Annotated in this window: 18 protein-coding genes; 4 read left to right on the forward strand and 14 right to left on the reverse strand. The window is 66.4% G+C overall.

Annotated elements, in window-relative coordinates:
- Positions 1–2 precede the first annotated feature (2 nt).
- From ACN6O8_RS12610 to ACN6O8_RS12630, 5 genes are read right to left on the reverse strand one after another with little or no spacing between them, the layout of a single operon-like run.
- Positions 3–608: an SCO family protein gene (locus tag ACN6O8_RS12610; RefSeq protein ID WP_427991379.1), complete on the reverse strand. Its 606-nt coding sequence runs from the start codon at positions 606–608 to the stop codon at positions 3–5.
- A gap of 17 nt (positions 609–625) precedes the next feature.
- Positions 626–1,516 carry a heme o synthase gene (gene cyoE / locus ACN6O8_RS12615; protein ID WP_427991553.1) on the reverse strand — a complete coding sequence of 297 codons (891 nt, stop codon included), beginning with the start codon at positions 1,514–1,516 and terminating at the stop codon, positions 626–628.
- A 13-nt stretch (positions 1,517–1,529) separates the two neighbouring features.
- Positions 1,530–2,564, reverse strand: a complete 1,035-nt coding sequence (locus ACN6O8_RS12620; RefSeq protein ID WP_427991380.1) for a COX15/CtaA family protein — start codon at positions 2,562–2,564, stop codon at positions 1,530–1,532.
- Between the two features lie 21 nt (positions 2,565–2,585).
- Complete coding sequence (locus ACN6O8_RS12625) at positions 2,586–3,200, reverse strand: SCO family protein (RefSeq protein WP_427991381.1); 615 nt, start codon at positions 3,198–3,200, stop codon at positions 2,586–2,588.
- 48 nt (positions 3,201–3,248) lie between these two features.
- The gene (locus ACN6O8_RS12630) at positions 3,249–4,046 is read right to left on the reverse strand and encodes an SURF1 family protein (RefSeq protein ID WP_427991382.1); all 798 of its coding nucleotides are present in this window, start codon (positions 4,044–4,046) and stop codon (positions 3,249–3,251) included.
- Between the two features lie 36 nt (positions 4,047–4,082).
- On the opposite strand from ACN6O8_RS12630, the gene ACN6O8_RS12635 reads away from it, so the two are divergent.
- On the forward strand, positions 4,083–4,283 hold the full coding sequence (locus tag ACN6O8_RS12635; RefSeq protein WP_006388096.1) for a twin transmembrane helix small protein: 201 nt from the start codon (positions 4,083–4,085) through the stop codon (positions 4,281–4,283).
- A gap of 163 nt (positions 4,284–4,446) precedes the next feature.
- Here the strand turns inward: ACN6O8_RS12635 and ACN6O8_RS12640 are convergent, their stop codons facing one another.
- The 5 genes from ACN6O8_RS12640 to coxB form a co-directional block, all read right to left on the reverse strand.
- Positions 4,447–5,322 (reverse strand): cytochrome c oxidase subunit 3, encoded by an 876-nt coding sequence (locus ACN6O8_RS12640; protein ID WP_427991383.1) that lies wholly within the window; start codon positions 5,320–5,322, stop codon positions 4,447–4,449.
- A 38-nt stretch (positions 5,323–5,360) separates the two neighbouring features.
- Positions 5,361–5,585, reverse strand: coding sequence for a DUF2970 domain-containing protein (locus ACN6O8_RS12645; protein WP_053497776.1), 225 nt, complete (start codon positions 5,583–5,585; stop codon positions 5,361–5,363).
- A gap of 6 nt (positions 5,586–5,591) precedes the next feature.
- On the reverse strand, positions 5,592–5,720 hold the full coding sequence (locus tag ACN6O8_RS12650; protein ID WP_020925592.1) for a cytochrome oxidase small assembly protein: 129 nt from the start codon (positions 5,718–5,720) through the stop codon (positions 5,592–5,594).
- A 35-nt stretch (positions 5,721–5,755) separates the two neighbouring features.
- Positions 5,756–7,363, reverse strand: coding sequence for a cytochrome c oxidase subunit I (ctaD, locus tag ACN6O8_RS12655; protein ID WP_368931400.1), 1,608 nt, complete (start codon positions 7,361–7,363; stop codon positions 5,756–5,758).
- A 98-nt stretch (positions 7,364–7,461) separates the two neighbouring features.
- On the reverse strand, positions 7,462–8,619 hold the full coding sequence (coxB, locus tag ACN6O8_RS12660) for a cytochrome c oxidase subunit II (protein WP_427991384.1): 1,158 nt from the start codon (positions 8,617–8,619) through the stop codon (positions 7,462–7,464).
- A 296-nt stretch (positions 8,620–8,915) separates the two neighbouring features.
- On the opposite strand from coxB, the gene ACN6O8_RS12665 reads away from it, so the two are divergent.
- Complete coding sequence (locus ACN6O8_RS12665) at positions 8,916–9,722, forward strand: NUDIX domain-containing protein (RefSeq protein ID WP_427991385.1); 807 nt, start codon at positions 8,916–8,918, stop codon at positions 9,720–9,722.
- Positions 9,723–9,744: 22 nt separating this feature from the next.
- On the opposite strand, the gene ACN6O8_RS12670 is transcribed toward ACN6O8_RS12665, so the two are convergent.
- Positions 9,745–12,558 (reverse strand): cation:proton antiporter, encoded by a 2,814-nt coding sequence (locus tag ACN6O8_RS12670; RefSeq protein WP_427991386.1) that lies wholly within the window; start codon positions 12,556–12,558, stop codon positions 9,745–9,747.
- A gap of 188 nt (positions 12,559–12,746) precedes the next feature.
- Between ACN6O8_RS12670 and ACN6O8_RS12675 the strand changes: the two genes are divergently transcribed.
- Positions 12,747–13,589: a phosphodiesterase gene (locus ACN6O8_RS12675; protein WP_427991387.1), complete on the forward strand. Its 843-nt coding sequence runs from the start codon at positions 12,747–12,749 to the stop codon at positions 13,587–13,589.
- A gap of 358 nt (positions 13,590–13,947) precedes the next feature.
- Here ACN6O8_RS12675 and rpoH read toward each other — a convergent pair whose 3' ends face one another.
- The 3 genes from rpoH to fghA all read right to left on the reverse strand — a co-directional run bounded on the left by rpoH (position 13,948) and on the right by fghA (position 16,635).
- Entirely contained in the window at positions 13,948–14,832 is an 885-nt protein-coding gene (rpoH, locus tag ACN6O8_RS12680; RefSeq protein ID WP_427991388.1) for an RNA polymerase sigma factor RpoH, read from the reverse strand.
- Positions 14,833–14,985: 153 nt separating this feature from the next.
- Complete coding sequence (locus tag ACN6O8_RS12685; RefSeq protein WP_427991389.1) at positions 14,986–15,675, reverse strand: hypothetical protein; 690 nt, start codon at positions 15,673–15,675, stop codon at positions 14,986–14,988.
- Positions 15,676–15,771: 96 nt separating this feature from the next.
- Positions 15,772–16,635 carry an S-formylglutathione hydrolase gene (gene fghA / locus ACN6O8_RS12690; RefSeq protein ID WP_427991390.1) on the reverse strand — a complete coding sequence of 288 codons (864 nt, stop codon included), beginning with the start codon at positions 16,633–16,635 and terminating at the stop codon, positions 15,772–15,774.
- A 233-nt stretch (positions 16,636–16,868) separates the two neighbouring features.
- Here fghA and ACN6O8_RS12695 point away from each other — a divergent pair, with 233 nt between their 5' ends.
- On the forward strand, positions 16,869–17,660 hold the full coding sequence (locus ACN6O8_RS12695; protein WP_427991391.1) for a hypothetical protein: 792 nt from the start codon (positions 16,869–16,871) through the stop codon (positions 17,658–17,660).
- Positions 17,661–17,873: the final 213 nt, after the last annotated feature.

The raw sequence follows: 17,873 nt of genomic DNA on the forward strand, positions 1-17,873 counted from the left end.
CATCAGCCCTTGAGCAGGGCCTGGATGTCGTGCACCAGGGCATCGACCCCGATGGTGTTGTTGGCCAGCACGCGCGATTCGCCCTTGCCGTCGAGCAGGTAGAACGCCGCGGTGTGGTCCATGGTGTAGTTGCCGTCCTTGGTCGGCGCCTTGGCGTAATAGGCCTTGAACGAGGCCGCTGCCTTCTTGACCTGATCCGGCGTGCCGGTCAAACCCAGAAAACGCGGGTCGAACGCGGTTACGTATTGCTTGAGCACCTCGGGCGTGTCGCGCTCCGGATCCACCGTGATCAGCAGCACCTGCACGCGCTCGGCGTCCGGACCCAGCTTCTTCATCACCTCGGTCAGCTCGGCCAGCGAAGTCGGGCAGACGTCCGGACACTGGGTGAAGCCGAAGAACACCACCACCACCTTGCCGGCGAAGTCCTGCAGCGTGCGCGTCTTGCCGTTGTAGTCCGACAGCTCCAGGCCGCGCCCCAACTGGGTGCCGCTGATATCGCTGCCCTTGAACTGGGGCGCCTGCTCGCCGCAGGCGGCCAGGGCGGCGGTGAAAGCGGCGGCCGTGGCCAGGCGCAAGGCCAGGCGCCGGCTGGCGGAAAATACGGACATCGACAACCTCCAGGGGGTCAGATCAGCGCGACCCAGTGGTCCACCAGCAGGGCGCCGAACAGCAGCGCCAGGTAGAGAATGGAAAAGCGGAACATGCTGCGCGCCAGCTCGTCGCTGTAGTGGCGGTACAGCCGCCAGGCGTACGACACGAACATGCCGCCCAGCACCAGCGCCGACGCCAGGTACAGCGCCCCGCTCATGCGGATCGCGGTGGGCAGCAGCGTGGTGGCGACCAACGCGATGCTGTAGAGCAGGATGTGCAGGCGGGTGAACTGCTGGCCATGCGTCACCGGCAGCATCGGCAGGCCGGCCTTGGCGTAGTCATGGTTGCGGTACAGCGCCAGCGCCCAGAAATGCGGCGGCGTCCAGATGAAGATGATCAGCACCAGCAGCCAGGCCTCGGCCGGCACCGAATCGGCCACCGCCGCCCAGCCCAGCGCCGGCGGCATGGCGCCCGACAGGCCGCCGATGACGATGTTCTGCGGCGTGCGCGGCTTGAGGATGACGGTGTAGATCACCGCGTAGCCGACGAAGGTGGCGAAGGTCAGCCACATGGTCAGCGGGTTGACCAGCGTATACAGCACGAACATGCCGACCCCGCCCAGCAGGCCCGACAGGCTCAGCACCTGGAACGCGGAAATGGTGCCGCGCGCCGTGGCGCGCCGCGCCGTGCGCAGCATGCGCGCGTCGACTTCCTGCTCGATCAGGCAATTGATGGCGAAGGCGGCCGCCGCCAGCAGCCAGATGCCGAGCGTGCCGAACAGCACGCGGCGCATGTCGGGAATGCCGGGCACCGCCAGGAACATGCCGATCACCGCGCAGAACACCGCCAACTGGGTGACGCGGGGCTTGGTGAGCACGAAATATTGGCGAAGCAATCCGGATTGGGGAGCGGCAAGACTGGTCATCATGCACCCTATTTTAAACGCGCACCGAATTGGGGCCGTAGCCCCCGGCCGGCGCCCCGCCCGCGCTGGACAGGCGCACCATCAGAACCACGGCGGCCAGGGTCAGCCCGGCCGCCCCGCCATTGTGCAACACCGCGATCAGCAGCGGCCACTGGAAAAAGATGGTGGTCAGGCCCGTCAGCAGTTGCGCGCCCAGCAGGGCCAGCATCAGCGTGGCCGGCCCGCGCAGCCCGCGATCGGCGCGCAGGCGCCAGGCCAGCACGCCCAGGTAGGCGAACACGACGAAGGCGAAATTGCGATGCACCCAGTGGATCGCCGTCAGCGCCGGCTGCGAGATCATTTCTCCGGACGGCAGTTCGCCCAGCCCGCGGATGATCGAGTAACCGCCGTGGAAGTCCATGTCGGGCACCCATTTGCCATGGCACATGGGGAAGTCCATGCAGGCCAGGGCCGCGTAGTTGGTGCTGACCCAGCCGCCCAGCGTCACCTGGATCAGCAGCAGAATGAAACCGCCCACCACCCAGGGCTTGAAGCGCCGCGCCGCGGCCGCCACGGCGTGGTGCGGGCGCTCGCGCGCCGATAGCCAGGTCATCAGCGCCAGCACCGACAGGCCGAACACCAGGTGCGCCGTGACCACGGCGGGCATCAGCTTGTGCGTCACGGTCCAGGCGCCGAACGCGCCCTGCACGCACACCGCCACCAGCGTCGTCACCGCCAAGGCCGGCGAACGGCCCAGTTCGCGACGATAGCGCCACGCCATGTAGACGATGCCGATGATCAGCATGCCCAGGATCGAGCCGACATAGCGGTGGATCATCTCGATCCAGGCCTTGGACAAGGTTACCGGCCCGAACGGCATGGCCTGGGAGGCCTCGTGGATGTCGCCCATCGCCCCCAGCGGCGTGACGCTGCCGTAGCAGCCGGGCCAGTCCGGGCAGCCCAGGCCCGAGTCCGTCAGCCGCACGAAGGCGCCGAACATGATCAGGTCCAGCGTCAGGAACCAGGTGAAAAAGACGAGTTTGCGATACCGCGCTTTGATGCGTTCCATGGAAATCAACTAAATACCGATTCAACCGATGCGCGAGTTATAGACCAGCTTGCTGATGTCCTTGCGCACCTTCACGCCGTCGGCGTCGGCGGGATACTGCATCATCAGGTTGCCCAGGGGATCGATCACCCAGATCGGCTGCGCCAGCCCGGGCTGGCCGGCCGCGCCGTCGCGCGCCAGCAGGAAACGCGCCAATTGGTCGGGATCGGCGCGCAGCATGATTGTGCCCTGGTAAGCCTGCAGCACCTTGTCCGGCACCGGGCCGTCGTCGGTGATGAACCAGACGCGCGCCAGGCGGTCGACGTTCTTGCCCTGGCTGGCGTGGCTGTTGCGGGTGATGTAGAGCTTGCGGGCGCAGCTTTCCGGGCAGGCCGCGCCGTCGGCCGCCACCAGCAGCCACTTGCCCTTCAGGCTTTGCAGGTCGAACGGCTTGCCGTCCAGCGTGGTCAGCTTGAGCGCCTGGGGCGCGGGCACCGGCCGCTGCGGTTCGATCAATTGGCCGTAGTTGCTGGCATCCGCCGGCCACCACTGCGGGTTCATGTAGACCACGAACGCCGCCACGATCGGCGCCAGCGTGCACAGGAACACCAGCACCATCGGCGTCAGCGAGCGCCGGGCGGGTTGGGAAGCAGTCATGTCGCGAGCCACGTGGGTCATGGATTCTGTTGTCGGAAAAAGCGGCGGTCAGGCCGCCGGATCGTTGGCCGCGCGTTGGCGCATGCGCTTGATGGCGCCCCCCAGCACCACCAGCCAGGCGATGGCGGCAAACAAGGCAAAGGAAAACCACTCGACGGCGTACACCGTGTTCTGCTGGAAATTCACCGAAGGCTGCGGCCAGTCGTGCACCAGACCGTCGTCCTCGCCGGTGCCGAATTGGCTCATCACGGTGGGCAGCAGCGTCAGGCCGGTGGCCTTGGCGTAGGCATCCAGCGGCAGGTTCTGCACCTGCGGCACGGCGCCGCCGGCGGCCGGCAGCGTGGCCGGCAGGCTGGAAGCATCCTGGCCGCCCAGCGACCACAGCTCGAACATGCGCGGCACGCGCGGCGACAGCTCACCCTTGATGGTCTGCGTGCCCTCGGGCGTGGCCGGCAGCGCCGGCGCGCCCTGGCCCTGGATCACCCGCGGCAGCCAGCCGCGCAGCACCAGCACCGCGCTGCGGCTGCCGGCATCCAGCAGCAGCGGCGTGGCCAGCCAATAGCCGGGCTTGCCATCGTGGTTGCGGTTGTCCAGCAGTACACTGAATTCAGGCAGCCAGGTGCCGCGGGCCTCGGCCACGCGCCACGGCTTCATGTCGGCCGGCGCGGTCGCAGGCGCCAGCACCAGCGGCGCTTGCTTGCGGCCGGCCTCGATAGCCGCCAGAATGTCGCGTCGCTCGTCGGCCCGCCGCAGTTGCCATTGGCCCAGCGAGGCCAGGATCACCACGGCGATCCCCAAGAGGAGCAAAGCGGCTACCGTGTAGCGGGTGGAATGCGGTCGGGCCATTTGTCTTGAATCAATCGATTTTGTCCGGAGACCATCATGCGCGTTTTCGTCGTACTGGCCTTCATCGGTATCCTGGCCAGTCTGGCATCCGCCCTGGTCTACCTGATGCGGGACAAAGGCAGCACCAACCGCACGGTCAATGCGCTGACGGTGCGCATCGGCCTGTCGGTGGCGCTGTTCCTGTTCGTGCTGTTCGCCCACCACATGGGCTGGATCGAAAGCACCGGTTTTAGATAGGCCCGCGAGCGGCCGGTTCCCGCCAAATGCCGGCGGGTACGGCCCTATTGGAACACGACCGCCCTAAAACGAAGGGCGAGGCCCGCGGCGCCGCTGTTTCCCGGCGGCCCGCCAGCCTCGCCCCGTGTCCCGCCAGTCGGCCCGGCCGCGCCGGGCCCCCGCCTCAGAACCAGTAGACGAACAGATACAGGCCCAGCCACACCACGTCCACGAAGTGCCAATACCAGGCGGCGCCCTCGAAGCCGAAGTGATGGTCGGCGGTGAAATGGCCGCGCATCAGGCGGATCAGGATCACCGTCAGCATGGTGGCGCCCAGGATCACGTGGAAACCGTGAAAACCCGTCAGCATGTAGAACAGCGAACCATAGGCGCCCGAGTTGAACTTCAGGTTCAGCTCGGTATAGGCGTGGTGGTACTCGGCGGCCTGACAGGCCACGAAGATGAAACCCAGGATGACCGTGGCGGCCAGCCAGAACATGGCCTTGCCGCGATGGTTCTCGCGCAACGCGTGGTGGGCGATGGTCAGCGTCACGCCCGAGCTCAGCAGCAGCGCGGTGTTGATGGTCGGCAGCCAGAAGGGGCCCACGGTCTGGAAGTGCTCGACCACGCCGGCCGGGCCGAAGTTGGGCCACACCGCCTGGAAGTCGGGCCACAGCATCAGGCGGTGGTCCATGTCGCCCAGCCACGGCGTGGTGATGGTGCGCACGTACCAGAGGGCGCCGAAGAACGCCGCGAAGAACATCACTTCCGAGAAAATGAACCAGCTCATGCCCCAACGGTAGGAGCCGTCGATGCGTTTGCTGTTCAGGCCGGCCTCGGACTCCTGGATGGCGTCGCCGAACCAGTAGTACAGCACCACGATCAGCCCGATGAAGCCGGCCAGCACCGACCACTTGGCCCAGCTCACGCCGTTGATCCAGCCCGCGGCGCCCAGGCCCATGAGCAGCAGCGCCACGGCCGTGCGCACGGGGTGGCCCGAGTCGGCGGGCACGAAGTAATAGGGTGCCTCTTTACCTTGAACCGAGTGGCTTGCACTCATGGCTTTCTCCCTGGTACTGATTTATAGAATTAAGTGATTCAAGTCAGGCTCGATACCGCCCAACGCACAATTAACACCAGCACGGTCACGAAGATCGCCGCCGCCAGCAACCCCGCCACGATCACATGGACGGGATTGAGCCTGGCACTGTCCTCGCGATAGCCCGCGCCCTTGCGGACGCCGAAAAACCCCCACGCCACCGCCTTCATCGTCTGGAAGAAACTCAGCTTGCGCTGGGCGGATTCACGCAGGTCGTCGCTCATGGTTCGCTAGCCGCCGATGGCCTTGCCCGCCAGCAGCGCCGAACCGCGGAACACGGTCCAGGCGAACACGGCGATGACGAATACCAGCAGAACCAGTCCTGCGATCTTGTTGCGTCGGCGCTGCTCGGGGGTCATGGCCATGCTGCCTGTTGCGGGGTTGGGGTCGGCGCTCACTTGACTTCGGGCGGCGTCTCGAAGGTGTGGAACGGGGCGGGCGACGGCACCGTCCATTCCAGCCCTTCGGCGCCTTCCCACGGCTTGGCCGCGGCCTTCTCGCCCTTGCCCATGTAGCAGCGCAGCACCGCCCACAGGAAGATCAACTGCGACAGGCCGAACCAGAAAGCGCCGATGGTGGCGATCTGGTGGAACGTCGTGAACTGCGCGGCGTAGTCGGCGTAGCGGCGCGGCATGCCGGCCAGGCCCAGGAAGTGCATCGGGAAGAAGGTCACGTTGAACGAGATCAGCGTCGACCAGAAGTGCAGCTTGCCCAGCTTTTCGCTGTACATGCGGCCGGTCCACTTCGGCAGCCAGTAGTAGGTGCCGGCGAACAGCGCGAACAGCGAGCCGGCCACCAGCACGTAGTGGAAGTGGGCCACCACGTAATAAGTGTCATGCACCTGGATGTCGATCGGCGCCACCGACAGGATCAGGCCGGTGAAGCCGCCCATGGTGAACACGAAGATGAAGCCGATCGAGAACAGCATCGGCGTCTCGAACGTCATCGAGCCGCGCCACATGGTGGCGACCCAGTTGAACACCTTCACCCCGGTCGGGATGGAAATGAGCATGGTGGCGTACATGAAGTACAGCTGGCCGGTCACCGGCATGCCGGTGGTGAACATGTGGTGCGCCCAGACGATGAACGACAGCACGGCGATCGAGGCGGTGGCGTACACCATCGAGGCGTAGCCGAACAGCTTCTTGCGGGCGAACGCGGGCACGATCGCCGACACGATGCCGAACGCCGGCAGGATCATGATGTAGACCTCGGGATGCCCGAAGAACCAGAACACGTGCTGGTACAGCACCGGGTCGCCGCCGGCGGCGGCGTTGAAAAAGCCGGTGCCGAAGTGGCGGTCGGTCAGCACCATGGTGATGGCGGCGGCCAGCACCGGCATCACGGCCAGCAGCAGGAAGGCGGTGATCAGCCAGGTCCAGCAGAACAGCGGCATCTTCATCAGCGTCATGCCGGGCGCGCGCATGTTCAGCACGGTCACGATGATGTTGATGGCGCCCATGATCGAGGACGCGCCCATGATGTGCATGGCGAAAATGGCCAGGTCCATGCCCGGGCCCATCTGCAGCGACAGCGGCGCATACAGCGTCCAGCCGGCGGCGGTGGCGCCGCCCGGCACGAAGAACGAGGCCGTCAGCATGATCGCGGCCACCGGCAGCAGCCAGAAGCTGAAGTTGTTCATGCGCGCGAAGGCCATGTCGGACGCGCCGATCTGCATCGGGATCATCCAGTTGGCGAAGCCCACGAAGGCCGGCATGATGGCGCCGAACACCATGATCAGGCCGTGCATGGTGGTGAACTGGTTGAACAGTTCGGGGCGGAAGAACTGCAGGCCCGGCTCGAACAATTCGGTACGCAGCAACAGCGCCAGCGTGCCGCCTTCGAGCAGCATGACGAACGAGAAGATGAGATACATCGTCCCGATGTCTTTGTGGTTGGTGGCGAAAAGCCAGCGGCGCCAGCCGGTGGGGGTGGCGTGGTGGTGGTCATCGTGACCGTGGCCGTGGCCCGGCGACACGTGGTCTACAGTGACGCTGCTCATGATGGACTCCTTCCTGCTGAGTGCCGGCTCCGTTCCACGGAACCGGCAGGGTATCTCTGACTAAACGGAACCAGCTCTGCGTTGGGAAGCGGGCGCGATCAACGCGCGGCCGCCACGTCCTTCGGCATCACTGTCGGGTCCTGCCCCTTGCCGGCATTGCTCCAGGCATGGCGCGTATAGCTGATGACCGCGGCGATCTCGACATCATTGAGCTGGGAACCGAACGCCGCCATGGCGGTGCCGGGCTTGCCCTTCAGCACGGTGTTGATCTGGACGTCTTTCGGGCCCAGGACAACCTTGTCTCCATCGAGGGCGGGGAAACTGCCCGGGATGCCCTTGCCGTTGGCCTGGTGACAGGCCACGCAATTGGCGGCGAAAACCTTCTCGCCACGGGCAACCAGTTCGGCTTCCGTCCACGCTTTATTGGGATCGTCGGCGTTTGCCGCCATCTTCTTCTTTTGATCCTCAACCCACTTATCGTAGTCCGCCTGCGCCAGGACTTCCACGACGATGGGCATGAAGGCGTGGTCCTTGCCGCACAGTTCGGCGCACTGGCCACGATAGATACCCGGCTTTTCGGCGCGGAACCAGGCGTCGCGCAGGAAACCGGGGATCGCATCCTGCTTGACGCCGAAGTCCGGGATCATCCAGGAGTGGATGACGTCGGCGGCGGTCAGAACGACGCGTACCTTCTTGTCCACGGGCACCACCATGTGGTTGTCCGTTTCCATCAGGTAGAACTGGCCCTTGGGCTCGCGGCCGTCGATCTGGGCGCGCGGCGTCGACAGAGTGGCGAGGAATTTGACGCCGGCGGCGGGGCCATCGAGGTATTCGTAACCCCATTTCCACTGGTAACCGGTGACCTTGATGGTCAGGTCGGCGCTGGAAGTGTCTTTCATGGCGACGACCGTCTTGGTGGCCGGCAGCGCCATGGCGATGACGATGATGAAGGGGATGACCGTCCAGGCCACTTCCACGCCGAGGTGTTCGTGGAAGGTCGCGGCCTTGTGTCCGCGGGATTTCCGGTGCGCCCAGATGGAGTAGAACATCACTCCGAAGACGCCCACGAAAATCACGATACAGATCGTGAGCAACAGCCAGTGCAACCACATGACATCACGCGTGATTTGCGTGACACCTTCGTGCAGGTTCAGCTGATTGACCTTCGGGCCGCCGGGCATGTCTTGCACCTGGGCAATGGCCACGCTGCCAATCAGCAGCGCACAAGCGCCCAGTATCCCTCTCCACTTCTTCATGCTTACCTCGAAACACGGCGCGAAGGCCCTTGTCGCCTAGTGGCACGAATGTCACTGCAACAGGACTACGCGCAATTATTAGATGGCAGGGTTAGGCAGGGGGAGATAGAGCGGCCCCCGCGTTCCCACTCGAAATCACAAAGAAACTGGCGGATTATAGCGGACGCGCAAATGGATGTAAGTTTGTGCTCTTGAATTCATACCGCTCGCCCCCATTTGCGCGCGTTCGTTGCCGACCCAGGGTAAACAGGGGTGGCATAAAATCGCGGACAGTCTTATTAACACCGTGCCTCCCGATGCCCAAACCGCTGTCCGATCTGTATGCCGCGCTGAGCGCGCGCGCCCAGGAGCCCGCCCCGGTCGGCGCGCATCCGCTCTATGTCGCGGGGCGGCGTTGCGGCTGGGCCACCCACGCGGCCTGCGACGCGTTGCAGGGCGCCGCGCACATCGAGGCCGACGGCAATGCCCTGCGCATCGGCAACGCGCTGACGCCAGGCCCGACCCTGGACGCGGTGCTGGAACAGGCCGCGCAACTGTTGCGCCAAGCCAACTGCCTGCGGGGCTGGCGCGATGAATTGCTGGATGTGCTCGATGGCGACAACGCGCTGGGCGTCATCGAACGCGCCGCGGTGCGGCCGCTGGGCCTGCTGACCAAGGCCGTGCACCTGAATGCCTGGACCCCGGACGGCCGCATCTGGATCGCCCGCCGCGCGCTCAGCAAGTCCACCGACCCCGGCATGTGGGACACCCTGGTGGGCGGACTGGCCGGCAGCGGCGAGTCCCTCGAAACCGCGCTGGTGCGCGAATGCGGCGAGGAAGCCGGCCTGGACGCGCCGGATCTGGCGCGACGCACGCCGCTGCGCACCATCCTGCGCATCCACCGCCGCCTGCCCGAGGGCTATCAGGTCGAGGACGTGCTCACCAGCACCTGTGTGCTGGCGGCCGACGCCCGGCCCGCCAACCGCGATGGCGAAGTCATGGAAATCGCCGCGGTCGATGTCGACACGGTGGTGCGGCGCGTGGCCGAAGGCGAATTCACGCTGGAAGCAGCGCTGGTGATCATCGAAGACATCATGCAGCGCCGCGCGGCCGGCGAAATCTGAGCCGGGCGCGCGCGGCCCGCCATCAGGCGCTGGCGCCCCTCGGCGCCGTGCCCGCCTCACGCGTTTCCACCTGCTGCGCCTCGGTCTGGCGCGTCTCGACCGGTGGCGCAGCGGTCGGCCGCGTCTCGGCCTGCTGCGGCAAGGCCGGCCGCGCCTCGGCCGCGCGGGCCATGAGCGGGGCCGAGGCCGGCACGTCCGGTCCGGCCGCCCGCAGCGCCTGCACCGCGCGCGTATCGAGCGCGCTGTCGGCCGCCGCGCCCGCCGCCTCGGCCGCTTCCGCCGCCTGCGCCGGCGATGGCACCGGCGCCTGCGGTGCCGGCGCGGCTGCCGGCGCCGCGTTGTTGGCTTGCGAGAACTGCTTCCAGACCTCGATGGCGCGCAGGCGCTGCTTGGCCACCACCTGGATGCGCTCGCGCAAGTGCTCGTCACGCGCCAGCAGCGCATGGAAATCGCGCGACGACAGCATCAGCAGCTTGCTGTAGCCCAGCGACGTCACCTCGGGCGCGATCTGCTGCTCGCCCAGCAGGCCAAGCTCGCCGAAGAACTCGCCGCTGCCCAGTTCGATCATGGTGTTGTCCGGCAAGTGCACCGCCACCGCGCCGGACGCCACGAAGCACATTTCCTCGCCATGCCGGCCCTTGGTCAGCACGCGCTGGTCGGGCAGCGACAGGCGCGGCTTGAGCAGCTTGCTGATCGCGCGCAGCGAATCGGCCGACAGCCCCTCGAACAGCGGCACGCGCTTGATCAGGTCGGCCGCACTCATCTCGATGTCCAGCGGCGGATGCGTGTCGATATGCGCCCAGCGGCTCTTCAATTGCGCCATCAGGTCGGCATAGACCTCGCCGCTGATCAGGAACTGCTCCAGCATGTCGCGGTAGCGGATGCGTTCCAGCTCGCGCGCCACCCGGCCCAGGTAGCTTTCCTGCAGCCACTGCGCGTACGACGGGTATTGCAGGTTCAGCGCCTGCATGGCGCTTTCGATCAGATCCAGGCGGCGCTGGTGCAGCGCCACGATGCGCTGGGTGGCGGCCTCGCCCAGCAGCGGCGTGATCTGCTCGCGCGCGAACACGATCAGGCGCTGCGCCACCGACCGCTTGCTCATCAGGTTGGCGAAACGCTGGCCCAGCTCGCGTGCCAGCCACCCCTGGAAGCCGAACAGGTAGTGCAGCCGCAAGGCCAGCCGGAACCCGGAGGAATAGCGCACGTCGGCGATGATGGCGCGCTCGAAGCCCGGCACCCCGCCCATGCGGATCGCGTCCTCCAGCCGTTCGGCCCGCGCCAGCAGCGTTTCCGCCATGCGCCAGTCGACGATCTGCGCCTTGAGGATGTCGAAGAACATTTCCTCCTCGCGCTGCGCCACGATCGCCAGGCCCACCGCCACCCGCTGCTCGTCGCTCATCTGGCTGACCTGGCCGTCATGCACGCTGGTCAGGCTGGCGTCGAACACGGCGCGGATGCGGTCGCGCACCTCGCTGCCGATATGCTCGGTCTTGGCCACCTCGTCGGTCTTGCCCTGCAGGTCCTCCAGCGCCACGGCCAGGGCCTGGTTGCGGATGGTGCGCTCGACCGGCGACAGTTGGTTCAGCCCCAGCATGCGGATCAGCGGCCGCAGGCTGATGCCATTGATGAACAGCGTCAGCAGCACGAAGCCGGTGGTGGCCACGGCGATGAACTGGCGCGCCTGTTCAGGCACGCCGGTCTGCTCGGTCACGGCCAGCGCCAGCGCCAGCGACACCGCGCCGCGCAGGCCGCCCCACAGCATCACCACCTTGTAGGGATTGCTGACCTTGGTGCCGAGTCGGGTCAGGCCCAGCAGCGGCAGCAGGCCGAACACCACGATGGCACGCGCCACCAGCGTCGCCACGAACACCACCGCCACCAGCACCAGTTCCTGCCAGTCGGCCGCCGCCATCAGCTTGGGGATCAGCATGGCCGCGAACAGGAAGATGAGGGAGTTGGCCCAGAAGCCGAATTGCCCCCAGGCGCTCGACAGATATTCGAACGTGGTCGGCGACATGCGGGTGCGGCCGGTCGAGCCCACCACCAGGCCGGCGATCACCGTGGCCACCACGCCCGACACGTTCAGGTAATGCTCGGAAATGAAGAAGGACAGGTAGGCCAGCGTCAGCGTCAGCGTGATCTCTGCCGTGGGAAAGCCGCGCAGCCAGGCAAACAGGAAACAGGCCAGCCGCCCCATGGCGAAGCCGGCGATGCCGCCGCCGATGAAGTGCACGATGAAATCATTGAAGATGCCACTGGCGGTCAGCTCGCCATGGCCGCCCAGCACCGCCAGCAGCACCGAGTACAAGGCAATCGACGCGGCGTCGTTGAACAGGCTCTCGCCTTCCACCAGCGTGGTCAGGCGCTTGGGCGCGCCCACTTCCCGAAAGATGCCCACCACCGCCACCGGGTCGGTGGTCGCCACGATGGCCCCCAGCAGCAGGCAGACCACCAGGCCATAGGGCGAAATCGCGTCCAGCGTCACACCCACGACCACGGTACACACCACCACCGCCACGATCGCCATCATCAGGATCGGGCCGATGTCGTCCATCAGGCGCCGCACGTTCATGGACAGCGCCGTCTCGAACAGCAGCACCGGCAAGAACACCATCAGGAAGGTCTCGGAGGAGATCTCGAACCGTTCCAGCGAATCGAGGAAGTCGCCGATCCAGCTGGGCGCCCAGCCATGCACGTGCACGATGATGCCCAGCAGGCAGCCGACGATCGCCAGCAGCACCGAGTATGGCAGCTTGAGGCGGCCGGCCAGCGGTGGCATGAAGCAGACCAGGGTCAACAACCCGGCCAGGCCGAATACGAGAAAACCTACATCCATGGATAGCGCCGCGTCCCGGTCATGAAGCTTGTGAGAAGTTCGACAAGAATAGCGGGTTTTCCGCTAGATTCCGGCGAACGGATAGGCCGGGCGCACGTTTCGTTACCCCGATCGGGCGGCGCGAAACGCGCCGGGAGGCGATTTTTCGGTAAGGTATGGGCCGTGCAGAAACTTCGCAGGAGCCGCACTTGGCACGCGTCCACACCCTGGCCCGGCGCAACGACGCCCCGGCCATGCTCGTCCAATTGACCGATTGCCATCTGTTCGGCGAGCCCGACACCGTGATGCTGGGCGTCAATACCGACGCCAGCCTGCGCGCCGTGCTGCGCCAGATCGAAGCCGACGGCAGGCATCCCGACCTGCTGCTGGCGACCGGCGACCTGTCCCAGGACGGCGAGCCCGCCGCCTACCGGCGCCTGGCCGCCATGCTGGGGGCCGCGCCCGCGCTGGAAGGCGCCCGCATCCGCTGCCTGCCCGGCAACCACGACCTGCCGTCCGCGCTGCGCCAGGAACTGCCCGAATGGTCGGCGCCGGTCACCGACGTCGGCGCCTGGCGCGTGATCTCGCTGGACACCACCGTGCCCGGCTCCAATGCCGGCCACCTGCCCGACAGCCAATTGGATCTGCTGGAGGCCGCCCTGGCCGAGGCGCCCGGGCGCCACACGCTGCTGGCGATGCACCACAATCCGATGCAGATCGACAGCCACTGGCACGACTCGATGATGATCGACAACCCGCAGGCGCTGTTCAAGCGGCTGGCCCACTGGCCGCAAGTGCGGGTGCTGCTGTGGGGTCACGTGCACCACGAGTTCGACCGCCGCCGCCACAACCTGCGCATGCTGGCCACGCCATCGACCTGCTTTCAGTTCAGTATCCGCGAGGGCAAGCACGTGGTCGACAACCTCGCCCCCGGCTACCGCTGGATCAAGCTCTACCAGGACGGCTCCATGGCCACCGGCGTGCGGCGCGTGCAGGACGCGCTCTGGCACACGGACACGCAGCCCGGCGCGGATAGCGCGAGAGCGGCCTGAAGGCCGGCCCGCCGCAAGCCCCGCGCCACGTCCGGCGGCGCCGCGCATGCCGGACGCGCAATAAAAAACGGGGCACCATATGCATGGTGCCCCGCAAGCATCCGTCTCATAGGGGAGGGGAAAGAGGAGAAGCCGAGACGGATGACAAGACAGCCAACCGAAGTTCGCGGTCTACGTGAAGTTAGGCGGCACGATCTTCATTAAGTTTCTAAAACCGCGCGTTATTTCGAGGCAAATTTGTATCAATTTATTGATTCGCCGCGACAAGCACGGCGGTTGTCCGCCAAGGCCGGTCAACGCGCGGCATAAAGCACAAGGGCCGCGAAATTCGCGGCCCTTGGCGGGATTGCGGGAAGTATCAGGCGGCCAGGTTGCCGCGCATCTTCTTCAACGCGGCGGCCTCGATCTGGCGGATGCGTTCGGCCGACACGCCGAACTCCTGCGCCAGTTCGTGCAGGGTGGCGCCGCCATCGTCCTGCAGCCAGCGCGCCTCGACGATACGGCGCGACCGCGGATCCAGCGCTTCCAGCGCGCTCGACAGGCCCGTGCTCTGCAACTGGTCGCGGGCGGCGCGTTCCAGCACGCGGGTCGGCTCCTGGCGGCCTTCGTCGGACAGGTAGGCGATGGGCGCGTAGCTGTCGTCATCGTCGTCCTGGTTTTCGAGCGACATGTCGCGGCCGGACAGGCGCACTTCCATTTCGCTGACGTCTTCGCGGCGCACATTGAGTTCGCGCGCGATGTGGTCGACCTGTTCCGGATCCAGCGTCTGGCCGTCCGGACGCATGCTGCGCAGGTTGAAGAACAGCTTGCGCTGGGCCTTGGTGGTGGCCACCTTGACCAGGCGCCAGTTGCGGATGATGTATTCGTGGATTTCGGCCTTGATCCAGTGCACGGCGAACGACACCAGCCGCACGCCGCGCTCGGGATCGAAACGCTTGACGGCCTTCATCAGGCCGACGTTGCCTTCCTGGATCAGGTCGGCGTGGGGCAGGCCGTAGCCCAGATACTGGCGCGCCACCGACACCACCAGGCGCAGGTGCGACAACACCAGTTCGCGCGCGGCGCCCAGGTCTTCGCTGTCGCGCAGGCGGCGGCCGAGTTCGGTTTCGCGTTCGGCCGATAGAACCGGCAGGCGGTTCACGGCCGAGATGTAGGCATCGATCGTGCCGAGCGCGCCCGGATTGGCGATGGCCAACGCCAGGGCGTTGCCGGACGTGGCCAACGAGGTACTGGGTTGCTTCATTGCGGCGGTCTCCGGAAAGCGAAGGGGTAAAGACATGGATTTGATGTTAGCACTCTAGCAAAGGGAGTGCTAATAGGACTATTGCGGCGCGTCAAAGTTTCCATTCTTCACTGCGTCCCCATTTTAATTCCACGCCTGTCCAGGACATTGCGCCTACCACCCCAGGCGCTTCAATCCGGCCGCGGTTTCCTCGCCGTCCGGGCGCACGAACAGCGCGCCGCGGGGATCCATGTAGACCTGGTATTTGGCGCCGTCGAACAGCGGCATGTAGGCCGCGCTGCCGAATTGGACATCGACGAAGGGGAACCAGTTCGGGAAACTCTGCTTGAGCGAACCCAGATCCGGCGCGGGCCAATCGTCCAGCGCATACACTGAACGCGTGGCCGAGGCCTCCCGCGCGGCATCGCTATAGCGACCGGACAGGCGTTCCAGACGGTACAGGGGTGGCACGCCGGCCATCAACGCTGGCAGGCGCCAGCGCACCACGCGGGCGTCGATCTGCCACTGGTCGCCGTAGAGCACGTACTGCTTGTCGCCCACGCCCGGCGCGCTGGCATTGACCTGGAACTGGCCGTCGGCCTGCTGGCGCACGGCGACACGCGCCACGGGCTCGTCGGTGGTCAGCCGGAAGAACTGCACCAGCGACAAGGCCAGCAACCCCGACACCCCGCCCAGCAGCAGTAGCAACAGGCCGAACAGGCGGCGCAGCGGCCGGAACTGGAAGGTACGGCGGCCGCGCTCGTCGCGCGGGCCGCCCCGGCCCAGCAGCATCACCAGGCCCGGCAGGAACACGAGCACCGCGGCCAGCAGGATCCAGACGAAGGGAGCGATTCCGTTGATCAAATCAGGCGATCCTATGCAGAGAACGCCGCGGCCGGACGCCGGACGCCAGGGGCCCCGGGCCTGCCATGGCAGGCCGCCCAGTATAGAAGCGGGGCGTCAGGCCGCCGGTTTTCCAAGGCGCTCGACGTGAAACCGGATGTGATCCTCGATGAACGTCGAGATGAAGTAATAGCCGTGGTCGTAACCGTCCTGGCGGCGCAATTCCAGCGGCTGGCCAGCGGTGGCGCAGGCGGCTTCGAATACCTCGGGATACAACTGCTCGGCCAAGAACTGGTCGGCGCTGCCCTGGTCGATCAGGATGCCGGCGGGAAACGGCTGGCGCAGGCCGCGCATCAGCGCCGAGGCATCGTAGGCGTTCCAGTCGGCGGGGTTGGCGCCCAGGTAGGCGCCGAAGGCCTTCTTGCCCCAGGGGCACTGGCCAGGCGCGGCGATCGGCGCAAAGGCCGAGACGGAACGGAACTTGTCCGGGTTGCGCAGCGCCAGCACCAGCGCGCCATGGCCCCCCATCGAGTGCCCGAAAATGCCGACCCGCGCCGCGTCGCCAGGCAGGTCGCGGGTGACGATGGCGTGCAGCTCGCGCGTCACGTAGCTGTCCATGCGGTAATGGGTGCGCCAGGGTTCGGCGGTGGCATCCAGGTAGAAGCCGGCGCCGGTGCCGAGGTCCCAGCTTTCGTCCTCGCCGGGCACGTTGGCGCCGCGCGGGCTGGTGTCGGGCGCCACCAGCATCACGCCCAGCTCGGCCGCCAGGCGCTGGGCGCCGGCCTTGATCATGAAGGTTTCCTCGGTGCAGGTCAGGCCGGCCAGGTAGAACAGTACCGGCACCGGGCCTTGCTCGGCCTGGGGCGGAACGAACACGGAGAAACGCATCGGCAGGCCGATCTCGGCCGACGCGTGGCGGTAATAGCGCTGCCAGCCCCCGAAACAGCGATGCTGGGAAATGAGTTCCAGGGCGGCGGGCATGGCGGGAGTCTCCGGGTCTGAAAGTGAAGAAAATTCGGGCGGGATTAGGGTATATCCACGTTACAACGATCCGTCGCCGAATGTTAACCTGCCCGAAACGGAGTCCTTCCGACAAAAAGTATCGATTCCGTGCCCATATTGTGATCACGGGGCTTGACCAGCGTCCACCGTGGCACTATTTATATACGTGAGAGAAGACAACCCGTTCTTCTGGAAGCGCAAGCCCTGACACTATGGCCCGTCTGCCCCGCCTGTACGCCCCTGGGCTGCCCCAACTGGTGCAGGCCAACTTCATTCAGCCATTGGCGGCGCCGTCCCAGCCCGCCCCGGCCGATATCCTCAATCAGCTGGCCGCGTGGCTGGGCGAATCCGCCCAGCGTCATCGCGTGTCGGTGCACGGCTGGCTGCTCGCCAACGACCGCATCCTGCTGCTGGCCACGCCGGCCGACGAGGAAGGCCTGCCGCGCCTGATGCAGACCCTGGGCCGCAACCTGGCCGCGCGCCTGCGTGGCGGCCGGGTGTTCGCCGGCCGCTACCGCTCGGCCTTGCTCGAGCCAGGCGCCTGGGTGCTGCCGGCGCTGGTCTGGCTCGAAACCTACCCGGTGCGCAGCGGCGCGTCGCAAGATCCGGATTCCTGGCCCTGGTCGTCGGCCTCCAGCCACACCGGCAATACCACCGCCGCCCCGGCGCAGTGGCAGTCCGACCATGCCGACTACTGGGCCTGCGGCAACACGCCGTTCGACCGCCAGGCCAACTATCGCAAGCGCCTGCAGGATGGCCTGTCGCGCGAGGAAACCCAGCGCATCGACCAGGCCGTTTCCGGTCAATGGGCATTGGGTGGCCCCAGCTTCATCGCCAGTCTGGCCCACACCGCCAGCCGCCGCGTGGCCCCCGGCCAGCGGGGCCGGCCGCGCAAGAAGCCGGCCGCGCCGGCCGCCACCGAGGCCGAACAGGCCGCGGCTCCGGGCACCGTTCCCGGCAGCGGCCCGGCACCGGGTTCTTCCGGAACCGGCTCCACGTCCTGACACAGCGCCTTCGGGCGCTTTTTCATGCCCGGGCCGGTCGGAAGCGGCCAAAAAGCATCAAATTAAATGGGGTCAAAACATGGCAAAAGCAGGGGTTTCACTACCCCTGGCCAGCCCGCATCTTCACGCGGTGCCGGCAAAGCCTTTATTGGCGCGGCCGTTGTTCAGTCCCCATATTAATGCCCTATGACAGTGCACTGAAATAATTAGGGT

The sequence above is a fragment of the Achromobacter sp. genome, from assembly GCF_050285565.1.
GTDB lineage: Bacteria > Pseudomonadota > Gammaproteobacteria > Burkholderiales > Burkholderiaceae_B > Achromobacter.